This is a genomic window from Microbacterium imperiale (genome assembly GCF_017876655.1).
GTDB lineage: Bacteria > Actinomycetota > Actinomycetes > Actinomycetales > Microbacteriaceae > Microbacterium > Microbacterium imperiale.
The window spans coordinates 626653-647241 of record NZ_JAGIOK010000001.1 but is presented as its reverse complement, the minus strand read 5'-3'; the positions used below and the strand labels follow the sequence as shown (position 1 = coordinate 647241).

At 70.3% G+C, this 20589-nt stretch carries 16 protein-coding genes; 9 read left to right on the top strand and 7 right to left on the bottom strand.

Annotated features, from left to right (window positions below):
* Positions 1–9: 9 nt before the first annotated feature.
* From dut to dxs, 5 genes are all read left to right on the top strand, one after another.
* A complete protein-coding gene (gene dut, locus JOF37_RS03165) occupies positions 10–462 on the top strand; it encodes a dUTP diphosphatase (RefSeq protein ID WP_210004996.1) in 453 nt (150 codons plus the stop codon).
* Entirely contained in the window at positions 459–1037 is a 579-nt protein-coding gene (locus JOF37_RS03160) for a DUF3710 domain-containing protein (protein WP_210004995.1), read from the top strand. Before dut ends, JOF37_RS03160 begins: the two co-directional genes overlap by 4 nt.
* The gene (locus JOF37_RS03155) at positions 1034–1795 is read left to right on the top strand and encodes a DUF3159 domain-containing protein (protein WP_210004994.1); all 762 of its coding nucleotides are present in this window, start codon (positions 1034–1036) and stop codon (positions 1793–1795) included. Before JOF37_RS03160 ends, JOF37_RS03155 begins: the two co-directional genes overlap by 4 nt.
* A 132-nt stretch (positions 1796–1927) precedes the next feature.
* Positions 1928–4786, top strand: a complete 2859-nt coding sequence (locus JOF37_RS03150) for an aconitate hydratase (RefSeq protein ID WP_210004993.1) — start codon at positions 1928–1930, stop codon at positions 4784–4786.
* Positions 4787–4891: 105 nt separating this feature from the next.
* Positions 4892–6880, top strand: coding sequence for a 1-deoxy-D-xylulose-5-phosphate synthase (gene dxs / locus JOF37_RS03145; protein WP_210004992.1), 1989 nt, complete (start codon positions 4892–4894; stop codon positions 6878–6880).
* Here the strand turns inward: dxs and JOF37_RS03140 are convergent.
* Both JOF37_RS03140 and JOF37_RS03135 read right to left on the bottom strand, forming a co-directional pair.
* A complete protein-coding gene (locus JOF37_RS03140) occupies positions 6862–7446 on the bottom strand; it encodes a hypothetical protein (RefSeq protein ID WP_210004991.1) in 585 nt (194 codons plus the stop codon). The genes dxs and JOF37_RS03140 overlap by 19 nt on opposite strands.
* Complete coding sequence (locus tag JOF37_RS03135; RefSeq protein WP_210004988.1) at positions 7443–8120, bottom strand: TetR/AcrR family transcriptional regulator; 678 nt, start codon at positions 8118–8120, stop codon at positions 7443–7445. The genes JOF37_RS03140 and JOF37_RS03135 overlap by 4 nt, the downstream gene beginning before the upstream one ends.
* Before the next feature lie 67 nt (positions 8121–8187).
* Here JOF37_RS03135 and pepN point away from each other — a divergent pair, with 67 nt between their 5' ends.
* Positions 8188–10683 carry an aminopeptidase N gene (pepN, locus tag JOF37_RS03130; RefSeq protein ID WP_210004987.1) on the top strand — a complete coding sequence of 832 codons (2496 nt, stop codon included), beginning with the start codon at positions 8188–8190 and terminating at the stop codon, positions 10681–10683.
* 74 nt (positions 10684–10757) lie between these two features.
* Here pepN and JOF37_RS03125 read toward each other — a convergent pair whose 3' ends face one another.
* From JOF37_RS03125 to JOF37_RS03110, 4 genes are all read right to left on the bottom strand, one after another.
* Entirely contained in the window at positions 10758–12902 is a 2145-nt protein-coding gene (locus JOF37_RS03125) for a 3-hydroxyacyl-CoA dehydrogenase NAD-binding domain-containing protein (protein ID WP_210004986.1), read from the bottom strand.
* An 11-nt stretch (positions 12903–12913) separates the two neighbouring features.
* The gene (locus tag JOF37_RS03120; protein WP_210004985.1) at positions 12914–14122 is read right to left on the bottom strand and encodes a thiolase family protein; all 1209 of its coding nucleotides are present in this window, start codon (positions 14120–14122) and stop codon (positions 12914–12916) included.
* A gap of 72 nt (positions 14123–14194) precedes the next feature.
* The gene (locus tag JOF37_RS03115) at positions 14195–15391 is read right to left on the bottom strand and encodes a ribonuclease D (protein ID WP_210004984.1); all 1197 of its coding nucleotides are present in this window, start codon (positions 15389–15391) and stop codon (positions 14195–14197) included.
* Positions 15384–15974: a DUF3000 domain-containing protein gene (locus tag JOF37_RS03110; RefSeq protein ID WP_210004983.1), complete on the bottom strand. Its 591-nt coding sequence runs from the start codon at positions 15972–15974 to the stop codon at positions 15384–15386. Before JOF37_RS03110 ends, JOF37_RS03115 begins: the two co-directional genes overlap by 8 nt.
* A 25-nt stretch (positions 15975–15999) precedes the next feature.
* Between JOF37_RS03110 and JOF37_RS03105 the strand changes: the two genes are divergently transcribed.
* Positions 16000–17220, top strand: coding sequence for an alpha/beta hydrolase family protein (locus tag JOF37_RS03105; protein ID WP_210004982.1), 1221 nt, complete (start codon positions 16000–16002; stop codon positions 17218–17220).
* Here JOF37_RS03105 and JOF37_RS03100 read toward each other — a convergent pair.
* Complete coding sequence (locus tag JOF37_RS03100) at positions 17174–17881, bottom strand: dihydrofolate reductase family protein (RefSeq protein WP_271174854.1); 708 nt, start codon at positions 17879–17881, stop codon at positions 17174–17176. The two genes, JOF37_RS03105 and JOF37_RS03100, sit on opposite strands and share 47 nt — an antisense overlap.
* 33 nt (positions 17882–17914) lie before the next feature.
* Between JOF37_RS03100 and zapE the strand changes: the two genes are divergently transcribed.
* Positions 17915–18943 (top strand): cell division protein ZapE, encoded by a 1029-nt coding sequence (gene zapE, locus JOF37_RS03095; protein WP_210004980.1) that lies wholly within the window; start codon positions 17915–17917, stop codon positions 18941–18943.
* Between the two features lie 165 nt (positions 18944–19108).
* Positions 19109–20377, top strand: coding sequence for an ammonium transporter (locus JOF37_RS03090; protein ID WP_210004978.1), 1269 nt, complete (start codon positions 19109–19111; stop codon positions 20375–20377).
* Positions 20378–20589 lie beyond the last annotated feature (212 nt).

Here is a 20589-nt window from a genome sequence, read left to right as displayed (position 1 = left end):
CCTCGTGGGGTGACCGAATCCGTGGACGTCCCCATTATCGCCGCAGACGTTCCCGCCTACGCCCACCCGGGCGACGCAGGTGCGGATCTGACGTCTGCCGAGTCGGTGCGCCTCGAGCCCGGACAGCGCGCACTGGTGGGCACCGGCGTGCGCGTCGCGCTGCCCGAGGGCTACGCGGCTTTCGTGGTGCCCCGCAGCGGCCTGGCCGCGAAGCACGGCATCACCGTCGTGAACTCTCCCGGAACCGTCGACGCGGGCTACCGGGGCGAGATCAAGGTCGCGCTCCTGAACACCGACACCTCCGAGGCCTACGAGATCGCCCCCGGCGACCGGATCGCGCAACTGATCGTGATGCCGGTGACCCGGGCGCGGTTCCTCCCCGTCGACGCCCTGCCCGAGAGCGTTCGCGGCGAGGGCGGCTTCGGCTCCACCGGCTACCAGAAGGCAGGAATCCCCACATGAGCGACGACGCGAAGACCGCCCCCGCCGACCGCGCTGCCAACGGACCCTTCGACGAGTCCGAGGCCAATGCGGTCCGCCCCTACATCGATCTCGGCGGCATCAAGGTCCTGCCCCGGGAAGGGCTGAACCTGCGTCTCGAGGTCGAGGAGCAGACCAAGCGCATCGTCGCGGTCGGCCTCGACTACGCCGGCTCGACGCTGCAGGTGCAGCCGTTCGCGGCGCCGCGCTCGACCGGGCTCTGGGAGGAGACGCGGGAGCAGATCCGCCAGCAAGTGCGCCAGCAGGGCGGTCGGGTCGAGGAGCGCGAGGGTCCCCTCGGTCCCGAGCTGCTCGCCGAGGTGCCCGTGATCGCGGGAGCGGACGGCAGCGGCAAGCGCCTCGCCCGCTTCGTCGGCGTCGACGGTCCGCGGTGGTTCCTGCGCGGCGTCATCGGCGGCGCCGCGACGAGCGACATCGAGGCCGCGGCGCAGGTCGAGGACCTCTTCCGCTCGCTCGTCGTCGTGCGCGGCGGATCGCCCATGCCCCCTCGCGACCTCATCCCGCTGAAGATGCCCGCGACCCCCGGCTCGGCGTGAGCGACGAGGAACGCCCCGCGGCATCCGATCGGCGCCCCAGCGACCTCACGCCTCCCGAGCCGTCGGCATCGGGAGTGCTCGGGGCCGCGCTCGGAGAGGCGGCACGCAAGGCCGGTTTCGACCCGTCGACCGAGGCGTCGACGGGCGGTGTCGTGTGGCGCGCGATGGGCGGCTTCCGCGGTGTGCTCGAGGCCGTGCTGCCGGGCCTCGTCTTCATCGTCGTCTTCACGCTCACGACCGACCCCGACACCCGCGAGGCCGATCTGTGGCTCTCGCTGGGCCTGTCGGTCGGCGTCGCGGCGGTCTTCACCCTCATCCGTCTGGTGCAGCGGGGGCCGGCGGGCGCGGCTTTCGGCGGGCTCATCGCGACCGCGGTGGCCGCAGGGCTGGCCTTGTGGACGGGGCGCGGCCAGGACAACTTCATCCCGGGACTGATCACCAACGCCGCGTACGGCACCGCCTTCCTGATCTCGGCCCTCGTCGGCTGGTCGCTCATCGGCCTCGCGGCGGGATTCCTCATGAACGAGGGCGTCGCCTGGCGCCGCGATCGACGCAAGCGCCGCGTGTACTTCTGGCTCGCCATCGCCTGGGCCGGCCTCTTCTTCGCGCGGCTCGCCGTCCAGCTTCCGCTCTACTTCGCGAACGAGGTCGCCGCGCTCGGCACGCTGAAGCTCGTCATGGGGCTGCCGCTGTTCGCGCCGCTCGCAGCGGTCACGTGGCTCGCCGTGCGCACGCTCTACCCGCGCCGCCCCGAGTGATATATTTATCTCGACGTCAAGATAAATTTGCCCCGCCTCACTAAGGGTCGCCTCACTAGATCGACGCGTGCGGCGAGGGGATGATGGGACGGTGCGCGCGAGCGTGCGGCCCGCCGATGAAGGAGAGCAGACGTGTCCACTGTTGACAGCTTCGGAGCCAAGAGCACCCTGACGGTCGGCAGCACCGACTACGAGATCTTCCGGATCGACACGGTCGAGGGTTACGACCGTCTTCCCTTCAGCCTCAAGGTGCTGCTCGAGAACCTCCTGCGCACCGAGGACGGCGCGAACGTCACGCAGGAGCAGATCCGCGCGCTGGGTTCGTGGGACGCCGCAGCCGAGCCCGACACCGAGATCCAGTTCAGCCCCGCCCGCGTCGTGATGCAGGACTTCACCGGCGTGCCCTGCATCGTCGACCTCGCCACCATGCGCGAGGCCGTGACGGCACTCGGGGGAGACCCGAACCGCATCAACCCGCTCTCGCCCGCCGAGATGGTCATCGACCACTCGGTGATCGCCGACCTCTTCGGCAGCGAGAACGCTCTCGAGCGCAACGTCGAGATCGAGTACGAGCGCAACGGCGAGCGCTACCAGTTCCTGCGCTGGGGCCAGACCGCCTTCGACGACTTCAAGGTCGTTCCGCCCGGCACCGGCATCGTCCACCAGGTGAACATCGAGCACCTCGCGAAGGTCATCTACGACCGCAACGTCGACGGCGTGCTGCGGGCGTACCCCGACACGTGCGTCGGCACCGATTCGCACACCACCATGGTCAACGGTCTGGGCGTGCTCGGGTGGGGCGTGGGCGGCATCGAGGCCGAGGCCGCGATGCTCGGTCAGCCCGTCTCGATGCTGATCCCGCGCGTCGTGGGCTTCAAGCTCACGGGCGAGATCCCCGCCGGTGTGACGGCGACCGACGTCGTCCTGACGATCACCGACATGCTGCGCAAGCACGGTGTGGTCGGCAAGTTCGTCGAGTTCTACGGCGCCGGCGTCGGCTCCGTGCCGCTCGCGAACCGCGCGACCATCGGAAACATGAGCCCCGAGTTCGGCTCGACCGCGGCGATGTTCCCGATCGACGACGTCACGCTCGACTACCTGCGTCTGACCGGTCGCGACGAGCAGACGGTCGCCCTCGTCGAGGCGTACGCCAAGGAGCAGTCGCTCTGGCACGACCCGGCGAACGAGCCCAGCTACAGCGAGTACATGGAGCTCGACCTGTCGACCGTCGTGCCGTCGATCGCCGGCCCGAAGCGTCCGCAGGACCGCATCCTCCTCTCGGAGTCCAAGCAGCAGTTCGCGAAGGACATCCTCAACTACGCCAACGCCGCCGACGAGCCCGTCGAGGTCGAGGGCACCTTCCCGGCCTCCGACCCCGGCACCGCCCCCGGTGTCGAGCACGAGACGCACTCCGACGACACCGTGTCGCACCAGCACGACCACGCGCACGCCGGACTGCTCTCGAGCGGCGCGCGCCACGCGGCATCCAACCCCGTCAAGGTCACCCAGCCCTCGGGTGAGAGCTACTTGCTCGACAACGGCGCGGTGACCCTCGCGGCCATCACCTCGTGCACGAACACGTCGAACCCGTCGGTCATGATCGCCGCAGGTCTGCTGGCCCGCAAGGCGGCCGAGCGCGGCCTGACGCGCAAGCCCTGGGTCAAGACGACGCTCGGCCCCGGCTCGAAGGTCGTCACCGACTACTACGAGAAGTCGGGCCTCGACAAGGACCTCGAGAGCCTCGGGTTCTACACCGTCGGCTACGGCTGCACGATCTGCATCGGCAACTCGGGCCCCCTCATCGAGGAGGTCTCGGAAGCGATCAACGAGAACGACCTCGCCGTGACGGCCGTGCTCTCGGGCAACCGCAACTTCGAGGGCCGCATCAGCCCCGACGTGAAGATGAACTACCTCGCCTCGCCGCCGCTCGTGGTGGCCTACGCGCTGGCCGGCTCGATGAACTTCGACTTCGAGACCGACGCGCTGGGGAAGGACTCCGAGGGCAACGACGTCTTCCTGAAGGACATCTGGCCCGCCACCGACGAGGTGCAGGAGATCATCGACTCGTCGATCTCGCGCGAGCAGTTCATCAAGCAGTACGCCACCGTCTTCGACGGCGACGAGCGCTGGAAGAACCTGCCCACCCCGACCGGCCCGGTGTTCGAATGGGACGAGGACTCCACCTACGTCCGCAAGGCCCCGTACTTCGACGGCATGCAGATGGAGCTGACCCCGGTCACCGACATCACCGGCGCTCGCGTCATGGCGACCCTCGGCGACTCGGTGACGACCGACCACATCAGCCCCGCCGGCAACATCAAGGCCGGCACGCCCGCGGCGCAGTACCTGACCGAGCACGGCGTCGCGCAGAAGGACTTCAACTCCTACGGCTCGCGCCGCGGCAACCACGAGGTCATGATCCGCGGCACCTTCGCCAACATCCGCCTGAAGAACGAGCTCACGGCAGCGGTCAACGACGGCAAGGTCGTCGAGGGCGGCTACACCCGCGACTTCACCCAGGAGGGCGGCCCGCAGTCGTTCATCTACGACGCGAGCCAGAACTACCAGGCGCAGGGCACTCCGCTCGTCATCTTCGGCGGCAAGGAGTACGGCTCGGGCTCGTCGCGCGACTGGGCCGCCAAGGGCACCAACCTGCTCGGCGTGAAGGCCGTCATCACCGAGAGCTTCGAGCGCATCCACCGCTCGAACCTCATCGGCATGGGCGTCGTCCCGCTGCAGTTCCCCGCGGGCGAGAGCTGGAAGTCGCTGGGTCTGGACGGCACCGAGGTCATCTCGATCACGGGTCTCGAGCAGCTCAACGAGGGCGTGACTCCCAAGACGGTCAAGGTCGTCGCCGAGCCGAGCGAGTTCTCGCCCGAGGGCAAGCAGACGGTCGAGTTCGACGCGGTCGTCCGCATCGACACCCCCGGTGAAGCGGACTACTACCGCAACGGCGGCATCCTGCAGTACGTGCTGCGCTCGCTCGTCTGAGCGAATCGCAGCCGCGATAGCGAACGAGAGGCCGGAGCGTCCAGCTCCGGCCTCTCGTGCATCCGGCTGATTAGACTTACCGCCACCGACGGAAGGAGGAGCAGGATGTCGTTGCTCTCCTCGATCTCGCACCCGCGCGATCTCGACGCCCTCTCGATCGCCGAGCTCGAGGCGCTCGCGCGTGAGATCCGGGCCTTCCTCGTCGAGAACGTCGCACGCAGCGGCGGACACCTCGGACCGAACCTCGGAGTGGTCGAGCTGACGCTCGCCATCCATCGCGTCTTCGACTCCCCGAACGACCCGGTCGTCTTCGACACCGGCCATCAGTCGTACGTGCACAAGCTGCTCACGGGCCGTCAGGACTTCTCGCGGCTGCGCTCGCGCGGTGGCCTCGCCGGCTACCCGCAGCGCAGCGAGAGCGCCCACGACGTCGTGGAGTCCTCGCACGCGTCGAGCTCGCTGAGCTGGGCCGACGGCATCTCGCGCGCCTTCGCCCACACGGGGCGCACCGACCGCCACGTCGTGGCCGTCGTGGGCGACGGCTCGCTCACGGGCGGAATGACGTGGGAGGCCCTCAACAACATCTCCGACGACAACGACCGCAATCTCGTGATCGTCGTGAACGACAACGGCCGGTCGTACGCACCGACGATCGGCGGGATGGCGCGCTTCCTCAACAAGGTGCGCACCGGCGACACGTACCGCTCGCTGCACGAGGGCTCCGCGTCGCTGTTCGGGCGTCTCGGCCCGGCGGCCCGCGCGGTCTACCGGGGGCTGCGCGGCGGCACGCACGGTTTCCTGTCACGGTTCGTCAACAATGAGGCCCTGTACTCGAACCTCGACATCAAGTACCTCGGACCCGTCGACGGGTACGACCTCGAGGCCATGATCGAGACGCTGCGCCTCGCGAAGGAGTACGGCGCCCCCGTCATCGTCCACGCGATCACCGAGAAGGGTCGCGGCTACGAGCCGGCCCGCCTCGACGAGGCGGACCAGTTCCACGCCGTCGGCAAGATCGATCCCGCCACGGGCCGCCCGGTGGGATCGAGCGGATCGACGAGCTGGACCGACGTCTTCGCCTCGGAGCTCTTGGCCGCGGGCGAGCAGCGGTCGGATGTCGTCGCGATCACGGCCGCGATGCTGCGCCCGACCGGTCTGCTGCCGTTCGCGCAGCGCTTCCCCGAGCGCGTGCTCGATGTCGGCATCGCCGAGCAGCACGCGGCAGCGGCATCCGCGGGCTTGGCCTTCGGCGGGCTGCACCCGGTCGTGGCGATCTACGCGACCTTCATGAACCGCGCGTTCGACCAGGTGCTGATGGATGTCGCGCTGCACCGCGCCGGCGTGACCTTCGTGCTCGACCGCGCCGGCGTGACCGGACCGGACGGTCCCAGCCACCACGGCATCTGGGACCTGGCGATGCTCCAGCTCGTGCCGAACATCCGCATCGCGGCGCCGCGCGACGGCGAGCGGCTGCGCGAGGTCTTCCGCGAGGCGCTCGACGTCGACGATGCGCCGACGGTCGTCCGATACCCCAAGGGGAGCGTCGGGACCGAGCTGCCGGCCGTGGAACGGCGTGCCGACGGAACCGACGTGCTCGTGCGCGGCGAGTCCGACGACGTGCTGATCGTCGGAATCGGCCCCATGGCGCGCCTTGCGGTGGACGTCGCCGATCGCCTTCGCGCGCAGGGCATCGGCGCCACCGTCATCGACCCCCGGTGGGTCGTGCCCGTCGTGCCGTCCGTCGTCGAGCTCGCCGCGAGCCACCGCCTCGTCATCACGATCGAAGACGGCATCCGGGTCGGAGGCATCGGCACCCGCATCCGTCAGGTGCTCCGCGAGGCGGGCGTCGACACCGCCGTCGACGAGCTCGGCCTTCCGGACGAGTTCATCGACCACGCCGAACGTGACGAGATCCTCGAGGACGCGGGGCTCACGGCGGCGAAGATCGCCCACGACGTCGTCTCGCAGGTGCTGGGCACACGGATCCCGATCGCTCGGCCGCACGCGGACGCCGATCCGGACTGGGCGGATGCCGCTGACGCGCCGACGCGCTCCGAGGCGACCGACGGCGAGCCTCAGGCCCGCGGTCGCTGACGGCGGCGACGCGGGTCCGGGTCGATGACGCGGTAGCGGTCGGCGAGGGCATCCTCGGCGGCGGCGTCGGCATCACGGTCGGTGGCGAGGTCGCCGCCTGTTCGATCCGATCGCAACGCCTGTCGCGCGGTCGCGAACCACGCGACGGCCACGCCCACCGCGCTGACCGGCGCGTTCACGAGAGAGAACGCTGCCCCGGCAGAACCGAGGTCCGAGCCGCCCGTCATGAGCGGCACCGCGACGAGCGTGGTCGTGGCGCCGATCGCCGCACCGTACGTCGCGAAGACGATCGCGTGCGAGGCCACGTGAGGCGAGCGCCGCAGGAGCCGCCCGATCGCGTAGGCCCCGGGAGCCCCGACGACGAGCCCGGGGACCGAGGCCATGAGGATGAACACCGAGCCGACGGTGAGTGTGAACCCGCCCGAAAGCACTCCCCATACGGCGATGAGGAGGAGCGTCGTCCACAGCCAGGCGCGACCGGCGCCGCGCAGGAACTCCGCCCGGGTGAAGGCGAGCGGCTCGGCTTCGGTCCGCGGCGAATCCGGGACGTGCTGCGGGGCGGTCATGCGCGCGCCTCGGCGATCAGGTCGAGCAGCTCGCGCAGCGGCCGGCGCAGCAGCGGCAGGCGCGCGAGCGGCAGTGCCAGGGCGAGAAGACCGAGCCCTTTGTCGAGCAGCCGTCGGGTCCGCACCTGACCGGGGGAGTCGTCGTAGACCCAGTACATCGCGAGCAGCAGGTGCGCCAACACGAGGGCGCTCGGCAGCGCGGCGGCGATGTCGGCCGGCAGCTTGTGGTCGGCGCCTGTGACCGCCTCGCGGAAGAGCTCCTCGACGATGGCGAGCGCCGCATTCGACTCGGGCGAGAGCGGGTTGATCGACGAACGGGGTGAGACCGCCGCGGTCAGGAACTCGGGGGCGTGCTCGTGGGTGGGCGTGAGCTGATCCAGTCCCGTGTGGAAGACCGCCGCCAGCCGCTCGCCGAGATCGCGCGTTCGAGCGAGGCGCGGGGCGGCGGCATCCCGGTGCGCGTGCTGCACCTCGAGGTAGAACTCCTGCACGAGCTCGTTCTTGGAGGCGAAGTGGTAGTTCGTCGTCCCGACGGACACCCCCGCCTCCGCCGCGATGTGACGGATCGTCGTGGCGTCGTAGCCTCGTTCGCGGAAGGAGCGCAGGGCGGTCTCGACGATGACGGCGCGCGTGCGGTCTCTCTTGGAACCGTCGAGCCGAGCATTACTGAACATGTTCAGATAGTACGACGCCCCGATGCCGAGAGCCAGGCCCGCGAGCGCCGCATGGAAGCATGAGGGGATGACCGACGACAACCTCACGCGCTCCGACGCACAGCGCCGCGCCGCTGACCTCCGCGTGCGGACCATTGATGTGGCACTCGACCTGCGCGGTGCCGCGACGCTCGACGAGACCTTCTTCGCCACGCGCTCGACCCTTGCGTTCGATGCGACCCCCGGCGCGGAGACATGGGTCGACTTCCTCGGCGCATCAGTCGACGCCGTGACCGTCAACGGCCAGGCGCGGCCGGTCGCGTGGGACGGCGCACGCATCCGCATCGATGGTCTCGCCGAGACCAACATCGTGACCATCGAAGCTCAAGGTGTGTACAGCCGGTCAGGAGAGGGGCTGCATCGCTTCGTCGACCCGGTCGACGACGCCGTCTACCTGTACACGCAGTACGAGCCCGCCGACGCCCGACGCGTCTACCCCTGTTTCGAGCAGCCCGACCTGAAGGCGCGGTGGCGGATGCGGGTGAGCGCGCCGGCCGGCTGGGAGGTGCTCTCCAACGGTGCCGAGGTGCGCCGCGACGAGGTCGACGGGGGAGTGGAGGTCGAGTTCGCCGAGACGCTGCCGATCTCGAGCTACATCACGGCTGTGGCGGCGGGTCCGTACCACCGCGTTGACTCGCGGTGGACGGGGCCGGAGGGAGACGTCGCCCTCGGCGTCCTGTGCCGCGCGTCGCTGGCCGAGCACCTCGATGCCGACGAGATCGTCGATGTCACCCGTCGCGGACTGACCTACTTCTCCGAGGCGTTCGGGGTCGTGTATCCCTGGGGCAAGTACGACCAGATCTTCGTTCCGGAGTACAACCTGGGCGCGATGGAGAACCCCGGTCTCGTCACGTTCACCGAGGCCTACGTCTTCCGCGGGGCGTCGACGAGGGCGCAGCACGAGGCACGGGCGAACACGATTCTCCATGAGATGGCGCACATGTGGTTCGGCGACCTCGTGACGATGCGGTGGTGGGACGACCTGTGGCTCAAGGAGTCCTTCGCCGACTTCATGGGATCGCACGCCTCGGTCGCGACCGGGCTCTACCCCGACGCGTGGGTGAGCTTCGCGAGCCGCCGCAAGGGCTGGGCCTACGAGCAGGACCAGCTGCCGACCACCCACCCCATCGTCGCCGACATCCCCGACCTGCAGGCGGCGAAGCTGAACTTCGACGGCATCACGTACGCCAAGGGGGCCTCGGTGCTCAAGCAGCTCGTGGCCTACGTCGGTGAGGAGGCGTTCTTCGCGGGAGCTCGCCGCTACTTCGCCGATCACGCCTACGGGAACACCACGCTCGACGACCTCCTGCGCGCGCTCGAACAGGAGTCGGGACGCGACCTGCGCGACTGGAGCCGCGCGTGGCTGCTGACGACAGGGATGTCGGAGCTGTCCGTCGAACACGACGCGGGCGGCGAGGCGGTCGTCGTGCAGACCGACCCGCGACCGCACCGTGTGACGATCGGCCGCTACCGCGAGACCGACGGAGGCATCCAGCGCGTGGATGGCGTCGGGATCGATCTCGCGGATGCCCGTACCGCGCTTCCGCAGCGCACCGACGGCATCCTCGTCATCCCGAACGACGACGACCGGACGTACGCCAAGGTGCGTCTGGACGAGGCCGCGACCGACGGTCTCTCTCGGTCGCTGTCCACGATCGCGGATCCGCTCGCCCGCTCGGTCGCCTGGGCCGCACTGTGGAACGCAGTCCGGGACGGGATGCTCGACACCGAGCGCTATCTCGGGATCGTCGCCCGCCACGCGCGGGAGGAGTCGCACGTCGGTCTGCTCGCGGACGCGCTCGCTCACGCCAATTACGCGATCGCCCACTACGCGCACCCGGCCCGGCGCGCGTCGGATGCCGCAGCCTGGCTCGCGACCGCGTGGGAGTCGCTGTTCTCCGCCGCCCCGGGCTCGGACGCCCAGCTCGTGTGGGCGCGGACGGTCGGGGTCGCCGCGGCGGCCGACGGCGGTCGGGCGAGGGAGTTGCGCGAGCTGCTCGACGGCGAGCGCGAGGCTCCGGAGGGACTCGTGCTCGACGCCGACCTGCGGTGGAGCTGGCTGTTCGCGCTCTCGGCGACGGGGACGGCGACCGCAGCCGACATCGATGCCGAACTCGTGCGCGACGACACGGCGAAAGGCCGGACGGCCCATCGGGCGGCGCTCGCGGCCCGACCGGACGCCGCGATCCGGCGAGCCGCATGGACGGCCGCATGGACCGACGAGTCACTGTCGAACGACGAGCTCGACGCGACGATCGCCGGTGTGCGCGCTGGAGGCCGCCGCGACCTCATCGCCGCCTTCGACGACGACTACTTCTCTCGCATCGAGGCCGTCTGGCGATCCCGCAGCATCGAGATCGCCCGGAGACTCGTCCGCGGGCTGTTCCCGGCGGGCGACGACCTCACCGCGTCGACGCGGTGGCTCGAGGCGCACGCGGACGCGCCCGCGGCTCTGCGTCGCATCGTGATCGAGCAGCGCGACCAGCTCGCGCGCGACCTGCGGGTGCAGGGCGCGCAGAGGTAGCACCCGCCGTGTCGTCGCGACACGGAAGAGCCCCGCGGTGTACCGGCCGCGGGGCTCTTCCGTCCATACGGTGATCAGCGGTGAGCGATGCCGCGGATGGGCGGGTGGTGGAAGGTGTCGCCGAACGCCCGCTCCGACGCGCCCTCGCGGTCGAGGTAGGGCGAGGCACCGCCGTCGATGAACGGCCACCCGGCGCCGAGGATGAGGCACAGGTCGATGTCCTGCACCTCGGGCACGACGCCCTCGTCGAGCATGAGTTTGATCTCCTGCGCGAGGCCGTCCTGGACGCGACGGAGGATCGTTTCGGCCGAGGCGGGTGTCTTGCCGGTCGCCTTCTTCGCGACCTTCTCCGCCGCCTTGGTGAAACCGGTGACGCGGCCGCCCTTGTCCTTCTCGACGACCTCGGGCAGCTCGGCGAGCTCGTGGAAGTTCTCGTTCGCGTAGAAGCGGTCGGGGAACGCCGAGGTCATCGTGTCCTGGACGTGGGCCGCGACCTTCCATCCGACCAGATCGATGAGCTGGAACGGTCCCATGGGCAGTCCCAGGGGAGCGAACGCCCGCTCGACATCGGCGACCGGCGTGCCCTCGTAGACGGCCCGCGCCGCCTCGCCCATGACCTTCGCGAGCAGACGGTTGACGACGAAGCCCGGGGCGTCGGCCGTGAGCACGGCGTTCTTGCCGAGACCCTTCGCGACCACGAAAGCGGTCGAGAGGGCGGCATCCGTCGTCTGCGGCGTCCGCACGATCTCGATGAGCGGCATGACCGCGACCGGGTTGAAGAAGTGGAACCCGACCAGGCGCTCGGGGTGGGCGAGCTTCGCACCGATCTCTTCCACCGACAGCGACGAGGTGTTCGTGGCGAGGATAGCGTCGTCGGCGACGATGCGCTCGATCTCGCCGAAGACCTGCTGCTTCACGCCCACCTCTTCGAAGACGGCTTCGATGACGAAGTCGCAGTCGGCGTACTCGGCCTTGTCGACCGTGCCGTGCACGAGCGAGCGGAGCTTGCCCGCCGTGTCGGAATCGAGCCGGCCCTTCGCCTCGAGCTTGCCGATCTCCTCGTGGATGTAGGCGATGCCCTTGTCGACGCGTGCCTGATCGAGGTCGGTGATGAGCACCGGCACCTGCAGCTTGCGCACGAACAGCAGGGCGAACTGGCTCGCCATGAGCCCCGCGCCGATGATCCCGACCTTCGTGACCTTCTTCGCCAGTGACTTGTCCGGCGCGCCGACGGGGCGCTTCGCGCGCTTCTGCACGAGGTCGAAGGCGTACATCGAGGCGGCGAACTGGTCACCCGAGATGAGTTCGGCCAGGGCGTCGTCCTCGCGGGCGAAGCCCTCGTCTCGGCTGCCGCTGCGGGCCTTCTCGAGCAGGTCGAGCGCGATGTAGGGCGCACGGGGCACCGTGCCGATCTTCGACTCGAGCATGCCGCGGGCGACCTTGATCGCGATGGGCCATTTGGTGAGTCGCTCGATGCGTCCGGGCTCGTTCTTGCGCTCGACCTTGACGGAACCGCCGAGCACGCCGTCCGCCCAGCGCAGCGAGTCCTCGAGGTAGCTCACCGCCGGGAAGATCGCGTCCATGATCCCCAGGTCGAACGCCTGCTGCGGCTTGAGGACGCGATTCTGCTTCAGCGGGTTGCTGACCACGACCTCGAGAGCGTTCTCGATGCCGATGAGATTCGGCAGCAGGTACGCGCCGCCCCAGCCGGGGATGAGGCCCAGGAAGACCTCGGGCAGCGCGATCGCGGCGGCAGAGGAGTCGACCGTGCGGTAGGTGCTGTTGAGCGCGATCTCGAGGCCGCCGCCCAGCGCGAGGCCGTTGACGAACGCGAACGAGGGGACGCCCAGCGTCGAGAGCCGGCCGAGCACCTGGTGTCCGCGCTGGGCGACGAGCTTCGCGATCTCGGGGGAGGGCAGTCGCGACACATCCGAGAGGTCGGCGCCGGCGGCGAGGATGTACTGCTTGCCGGTGATGCCGACAGCGTCGATTTCGCCTGAGCGGGCACGCGCAGCGAGCGTGTCGAGGACGCCGCCGAGCTCGGCGAGCGTCGCGGGTCCGAGCGTGTTCGGACGGGTGTGATCCCGCCCGTTGTCGAGGGTGATGAGGGCGAGCGTGCGTCCCGATGCCAGGCGGACGTCGCGCACCAGCGCGTGCGTCACGACCTCGTCGCCGGTCAGCGCGTCGAGCGGGGAGAAGTCGATGTCGTCGTAGCTCATGTCGGCGCGCCTCACTTCTTCTTCTTGCCGGTGTAGTGCGGGTTCTCCCAGATGACCGAGCCGCCCTGGCCGAGCCCGACGCACATGGCGGTGAGGCCGTAGCGGACATCGGGGCGCTCGGCGAACTGCGCCGCGAGCTGGAGCATGAGCCGCACACCGGATGCCGCGAGCGGGTGGCCCACGGCGATCGCGCCGCCCCACGGGTTCACACGGGGATCGTCGTCGTCGATGCCGAAGTGGTCGAGCAGCGACAGCACCTGGATCGCGAACGCCTCGTTGAGCTCGAACAGCCCGATGTCGTCGATCGTCAGGCCCGCCTTGGCCAGCGCCTTCTCGGTCGACGGGATCGGTCCGATTCCCATGACCTCGGGCTGGACTCCGGCGAAGCCGAACGACACCAGGCGCATCTTGGGGGTGAGTCCGAGCTCCTTCACGGCACGCGAGCCGGCGAGCAGGCTCATCGTCGCGCCGTCGGTCAACGGCGACGAGGTGCCCGCCGTGACGCGTCCGTGCGGACGGAAGGGAGTCTTCAGCTGCGCGAGGCCCTCCATCGTGGTCTCGGGGCGGCGGCCCTCGTCCTCGGTCGCCAGGCCCCATGCACCGTCGGCCGACTTCACGGCGACGGGGACGAGGTCGGGCTGGATCTTCCCGGCGTCGTACGCCGCCTGCGCCTTGTGCTGGCTTCGCATGCCGAAGCGGTCGGAGCGCTCCTTGGTGAGCGCGGGGAAGCGGTCGTGCAGGCGCTCCGCGGTGATGCCCATGTTCAGGGCGTCGGCGCTGACGAGCTTTTCGGTGAGGAACCGGGGATTGGGGTCGGCGTCGCTGCCGCCGAGCGGGTGACGGCCCATGTGCTCGACCCCGCCGGCCAGCGCGAGGTCGTACATCCCGACTCCGATCGAGCCGGCCATGGTCGTCACGCTCGTCATCGCACCGGCGCACATGCGGTCGATGGCGAAGCCGGGCACGCTCTGCGGGAGGCCGGCGAGGATCGCCGCCGTCCGGCCGAGCGTCAGACCCTGATCGCCCTGCTGCGTCGTCGCGGCGATTGCCACGTCGTCGATCCGATCGAGCGGAACATCCGGGTTCCGCTCGAGGACCCCGCGAATCGCCTTGACGACGAGGTCATCGGCTCGCGTGTTCCAGTACATGCCCTTCTCGCCGGCGCGCCCGAAGGGCGTGCGCATGCCGTCGATGAAGTAGACGTCCGAGATCTCGGCCACTTTGCCTCCAGAAGATGGGATCCCCACCAGCCTAGAGACCCCGCGGGGCCGGGAAAATCGCTTGGGTCGAACCTACGAAGCGGTCGGCGGCTGCACGGGAGGCTCGTGCACGGAATCCACAAAGGCCTGCGCGATCAGCTGTGCGGTCTGCTCAATCTGCCACGGGCGAGCGCCGAGGCCCGCGAGGGCCTCGCCGACCGTTTGGGCGGTGATCTCGGCGGGCGGTGCCCACGCGACGCGGCGCAGCAGGTCGGGGGTCAGCAGATTCTCCGTCGGCATCGAGAGCTCCTCGGCGCGCTGCTCGACGAGCGGCTTGGCGGCTTTGAGTCGAGCGTCGGCGGGAGGGTTGCGCTCGGCCCAAGCGCGGGGCGGCGGCAGGCCGTCGCCGGGCAGGCGGTCGGGCGGCAGCGTCTGCTCGGCCCGACCTGCCTCGATCGCGGCCCACCACCGGTCCAGCTGCGACCGGCTGGCGCGCCCCGTGAAGTCCTTCACGCGGGCGAGGTCCTGCTTCGAGCGCGGGTCGGCGATGAGCGCGGCGACGAGGGCGCGGTCGGGAACGAGGCGCCCGGGAGCGACATCCTGCTCGCGGGCGTACTCCTCGCGCGCCGTCCACAAGGCTCGCGCCACGGCCAGGGCGCGCCGGCCGCGCACCGCGTGGAGGCCGCTCAGGCGGCGCCACGGATCCTCGCGCGGGGGCTTCACGGGACGGTCGAGGACAGCCTGGAACTCCTGAGCCGCGAACTCGACCTTGCCCTGCGCCTCGAGCTCCTGTGCCAGGGCGTCGCGGACGTCGATGAGATGCTCGACGTCGAGGGCGGCGTACTCGAGCCACGACTGCGGCAACGGGCGCGTCGACCAGTCGGCCGCGGAGTGCGCTTTGGCGAGGACGATGCCGAGGGTGTCTTCGACGACGGCGCCGAGCCCGACCCGCGCGTGCCCGAGCAGGCGAGCGGCGAGCTCGGTATCGAAGATCGACACCGGGTCGAGCCCGGCCTCGCGCAGCGAGGGAAGGTCCTGGCTCGCGGCGTGCAGGACCCACTCGGCCTCGCCGATCGCCGCCTGCAAGGGGGCGAACGTCGACAGCGCCGGCGGATCGAACAGGAAGACGCCCGCACCCCGCCGGAACACCTGGATCAGGTAGGCGCGCTGCGAGTAGCGGAAGCCGGACGCGCGCTCGACGTCGACGGCCACGGGCCCCGAGCCGGATGCCAGCAGTGCGGCGGCGCGTTCGAGTTCGGCGTCATCGGCGATGACGGTGTATTCAGCCACGGTTCCCCCGGCGTGCTCCGAAGACGGCGACGCCCTCCGACCCCGGAGGAAGGCCGGCCAGCATGCAGGTCAGTTCCGCCCAGGCGTCGATGTGGGCGGTGATGTCGCCCACGGGCGACCAGGATGCGCGCAGCTCGATCTGGGCGCCATCGCCCTCGTCGGCCAGGGTCCCGAAACCGCGGGACAGTGTCTTCGTGGCGGTACCCGACACCGAGTGGAACGACGCCGAGCGAGCCTCGAGCGCGTCGATCAACCAGGACCAGGCGACCTCCGCCAGCAGCGGATCGACACCGATCTCGGGCTCGAGCGGGGCCTGGGCGAACGCGACGATCCGCCAGGGTCCGCCCCACGCGTCCGGTTCGTCGGGGTCGTGCAGCACGACGATGCGCCCGGTGCCGTAGGGGGAGTCGACGCCGTGATCCTCGGGGCGCACGTCGCCGGCGAGAGCGAGGCTGTCGGGAGCGAGTCCCGAGGGCGCCGCGATCTCGCGCACGACGAGGTCATCGCGGAACGCCATCGCCAGAACCGCCTCACGCGCGGCGACGAACGGCGCCGCGTCAGCTGGAGGACGGGGATCGGCCACGTCGACAGACTAGAGTGAGGCCTCGATGATGGGTTCCAGGCGCGCCGGAGCTGCGGGCGCATCTCCAGCAGCAGCGGCAGCGGTCAAGACCTCGATCGTCGCGCTCGCCGGGGCGCTCGGCCTGACGCTGGCGGCCCTCGGAACCGTGTCGATGCGGGTTGCGCGCAAGGTCGTGACCCCCGCGGGCCGTGTGCCCGACACCGAGCTCCTCGCCGTCGACGTGCCGGCTCAGACGGTCACGCTGTCGCGCACCGACGACACGCAGCTGCCGGGGCGGTACGGCCTCTTCACGACCGGGACCGCCTCGTACGTCAAGGTGGGCGCGGTGCTCTCGCTCGATGGCACGTCGGTCAAGCGCAAGCTGCTCACCCAGATCACGCCCGACGACCGGCTGTCGGCGGCGGCCGCTTTCAGCGGCTGGTATTACGACGCACCCGAAGAGCTGCACCTGCCCTTCCGGACCGAGCTCGTCGGGTCGCCGCTCGGCCCGTGCCCCGCGTGGTTCTTCCCCGCTGACGGTCCGACCGGCGCGCCCAGCGACACCTGGGTGATCCAGATCCACGGTCGCGGCACGACGCGCGCCGAAGCCCTGCGCGCCGTCCCGGTCTTCCACGCCGCGGGCATCTCGTCGCTGCTCGTGTCGTACCGCAACGACGGTGAGGCGCCGCGCAGCCGCACAGGCACCTACATGCTCGGCGCGACGGAGTGGCGCGACGTGGATGCCGCTGTGGGAGCGGCCCGGCGCCGCGGCGCGAAGCGCGTGTTCCTCATGGGGTGGTCCATGGGCGGCGCCATCGCCCTGCAAGTGGCCCTGAACTCGGCCCACCGCGACCTCATCGCCGGCATCATCCTCGAGTCGCCCGCGATCGACTGGCGCGTCGTGCTCGACTATCAGGCGGATCTGCTGCGCATCCCCGCGCCCGTTGCGACGACGGCCGTGCGCGCCCTCGACAGCGACTGGGGCTCGCGTCTGCTCGGACTCAACGCGCCCATCCCGTTCGACACCCTCGACGTCGTGGCGCGAGCGGCCGAGCTGCGGCATCCGATCCTCATCCTGCACAGCGACGACGACGGTTTCGTCCCCGCCGACGCCTCGTACCAGCTCGCGCAGGCGCGTCCCGATCTCGTCGAGCTCGAGGTGTTCCAGGTCGCGCGCCACACGAAGCTGTGGAACTACGACCCGGAACGGTGGACGCGCGTCATCCGCGACTGGCTCGACCGGCGGGCCGCAGGCGCAGGTAGCTGAAGCCCGCCTCGTCCATGAGGGCGCCGGCCACCGCGAGTTCGCGGTCGCCCGCGATCGACAGCAGCGGACGCTCGACCGGCGTGATGCGCGGTGCCACCGTGATGCAGTACTCGTCGATGAGGTCGGCGGTGGCGAACGCGGACGCGAGCGTCGGCCCGCCCTCGCACACGATGCGCGAGAGTCCGCGCGAGCGCAGCGCCTCGACGATCTCGACGGGGGACAGGTCGGGACCGGCGCCGGCGTGCACGACGTCGATGCCGGCGGGGGCCCCGGGAGTCGCGCTCGCCGGGACGACGAGCATGACGCGACCGGCCGCGGCCGGCTCGAGTCGATGACCGTCGAGCCGGCCCGTGCGCGACACGATCGCGAGGGCGGCGGTCCGGGGCACCACGTAGCCCTCGGCGCGGACGCTCTCGGCTCCGACGACGACGACCTCGGCGTCACGGCGGATCATGCCGAGGATGGTCCGATCGGTCGGGCTCGTGATGCTGTCGCTCGTCCCGTCGCCGCCGACCGCGGCGCCGGTGAGCGTCGTCACCATGTTCAGCCGGACGTAGCCCCCGGCGGGGCGCCGGTAGCGCTCGGTCAGCCACGCGCGACCGTCCTCCGTCGCGATGTCGGCAGTCTCACCGGTGGCCGGACGCAACTCGCTCACTCGCACGGCGTCATCCTCGCACGCCGTTAGGGTTGATCCGTGACGAGCACATCCGCCGGAATCCTGCGCCTGAGCGACCGCCGTCCGGAGGTGGGCGGAGCCGAGGTGCTCGCCGCGCTCGTGCCGCCGCCGCAGTTCGACGGCGCGACCTTCGACTCGTACCGGGCCGACCCGCAGTACCCCTCCCAGCAGGAGGCGAAGGACCTGCTCGAGACCTTCGCGGGCGGTGGCGCTCGGGCCGCCCGCGGCGGCCTGTTCCGACGCGCGAAGAAGGCGCCGGCGATGAAGCCCGGCGTGTACCTCGACGGCGGATTCGGCGTGGGCAAGACCCACCTGCTCGCGGCGATCTACCACGCGATGCCGGCCCGCCGGAAGTACTTCGGCTCGTTCATCGAGTACACCGCGCTTGTGGGCGCCGTCGGCTACCAGAACACCGTCCAGCTGCTGCGCAGGTCCGATCTCCTGTGCATCGACGAGTTCGAGCTCGACGACCCGGGCGACACCATGGTGATGACCCGACTTCTGGGCGAGCTCGTCGCCTCGGGGACGCGCCTGGCCGCGACCTCGAACACGCCGCCCAACGCGCTCGGCGAGGGGCGCTTCGCGGCGCAGGATTTCCTGCGCGAGATCCACGCCATGTCGGCGAGCTTCGAGACGATCCGCATCGACGGCACGGACTACCGTCAGCGCGCCGTCGACGGTCACGCCGTCGCGCTCAGTCCCGAGGACTACGAGCGGACCGTGTCGGATGCCGCGGCCACCACCGCCGTGTCGGACGACGCCTTCGCCGACCTGGTGGCGCACCTCGCGAGCGTCCACCCCTCGCGCTACATCCGCCTCATCGACGGCGTCTCGGTCGTCGGCCTGCGCGATGTCGCGCAGCTGACCGACCAGTCGGCTGCCCTGCGCTTCGTCGCCTTCGTCGACCGCGCCTACGACGCACAGATCCCCATCCGCGCGACGGGGCGGCCGCTCGACGAGGTCTTCGGTGATGACATGCTCGCCGGCGGATACCGCAAGAAGTACCTCCGAGCGATCTCGCGCCTGGTCGCTCTCACCCACTCCTGAGGGGACACGCAGGGTGCGCGCGGCGCGGGGAAACGTGATGTTTACCGGGGGAGCGCTCGCGTAACCGATCGGAAACACGAGTGCGCGGTCGGGGGAAACTGGGCACCTCGACACTGAGGGGACCCGACGCTACACCTGCGTCCCTGCAGAGAGGTTTCCCTCGAGATGGATCAAGGCAACACCGCATTCATACTCATCGCAGCCGCGTTCGTCCTGCTGATGACGCCCGGACTCGCGTTCTTCTACGGCGGCCTCGTCAAGGCCAAGAGCGTCATCAGCATGATGATGATGAGCTTCGGAGCGCTCGGGCTCATCGGCGTCCTGTGGGTGCTCTTCGGGTACGCCATCGCCTTCCCCGGCGCTGAGGGCACCGTCGCACCCTGGGCGATCGACTGGAGCGCGATCGGACTGAGCAGCCTGCTCGAGACCCCCGAGGACGCCGCCTACCCGCCGATGGCTTTCGTCTGCTTCCAGGCGACCTTCGCCATCCTCACCGTCGCGCTCGTCTCGGGCGCCATCGCCGACCGGGCCAAGTTCGGCGCCTGGATGCTGTTCGCCGGAGTGTGGGCCACCGTGGTCTACTTCCCGGTCGCGAGCTGGGTGTTCAACTTCGGCCTCGCCGACGACGGCTCGTTCGAGTACGGCGGCTGGATCACCAAGGGCCTGCAGGACGTCTTCGGCGTTGGAGCGATCGACTTCGCCGGTGGTACCGCGGTCCACATCAACGCCGGTGCCGCCGCGCTCGCGCTGGCTCTGGTACTCGGCAAGCGCGTCGGCTTCCAGAAGGGCGTCCACGTCCCCCACAACCCGCCGTTCGTCCTGCTCGGCGCCGGTCTGCTGTGGTTCGGCTGGTTCGGCTTCAACGCCGGCTCCGAGCTCGCCGCCGACGGCACCGCGGCGCTCGCGTTCATCAACACGATCGCCGCCCCCGCCGCCGCGCTGCTCGCCTGGCTGCTGGTCGAGAAGATCAAGGACGGCAAGCCCACGTCGGTCGGCGCCGCCTCGGGTGCCGTCGCCGGTCTCGTGGCGATCACCCCGGCCTGCGCCTCGGTCGACCCGATCTGGGCGATCGTCCTCGGCCTCATCGCCGGTGCGGCCTGCGCCCTCGCCATCGAGCTGAAGTACAAGCTCGGCTTCGACGACTCCCTCGACGTGGTCGGCATCCACCTCGTCGGCGGTCTCATCGGAACGCTGTACCTCGGCTTCTTCGCCAACGGCACCGGCCTGTTCATGGGCGGCGACGCCAGCCAGCTGATCGTCCAGGCCATCGCGGCGCTCGCCGTGCTCGCCTACTCGTTCGTGCTCGCCTTCGTCATCGGTCTCGCGATCGAGAAGACGATCGGCTTCCGCGTCAAGAACGAGGACGAGATCGCCGGCATCGACACGGTCGTCCACGGTGAGGTCGGCTACACGCTGTCCGACGCCAAGGTCTGACACCGACCGCCGCAAGGGCGGGGCGTCGCGGATTTCCCCGCGGCGCCCCGCCCTTCGTCGTGCTCCCGTTGCGTGGGTCAGCTGGCAGTTCCGGCCGCCTCCACGGGCTGGTGGGGGCCGGGACTGCCAGGTGAGGGCTCGGCGCCGGGCTGGGATGCCGTGGGGCTGCAGCCTCGGGGCCAGCTGGCAGTTCCCGCCGCGCCCACGGGCTG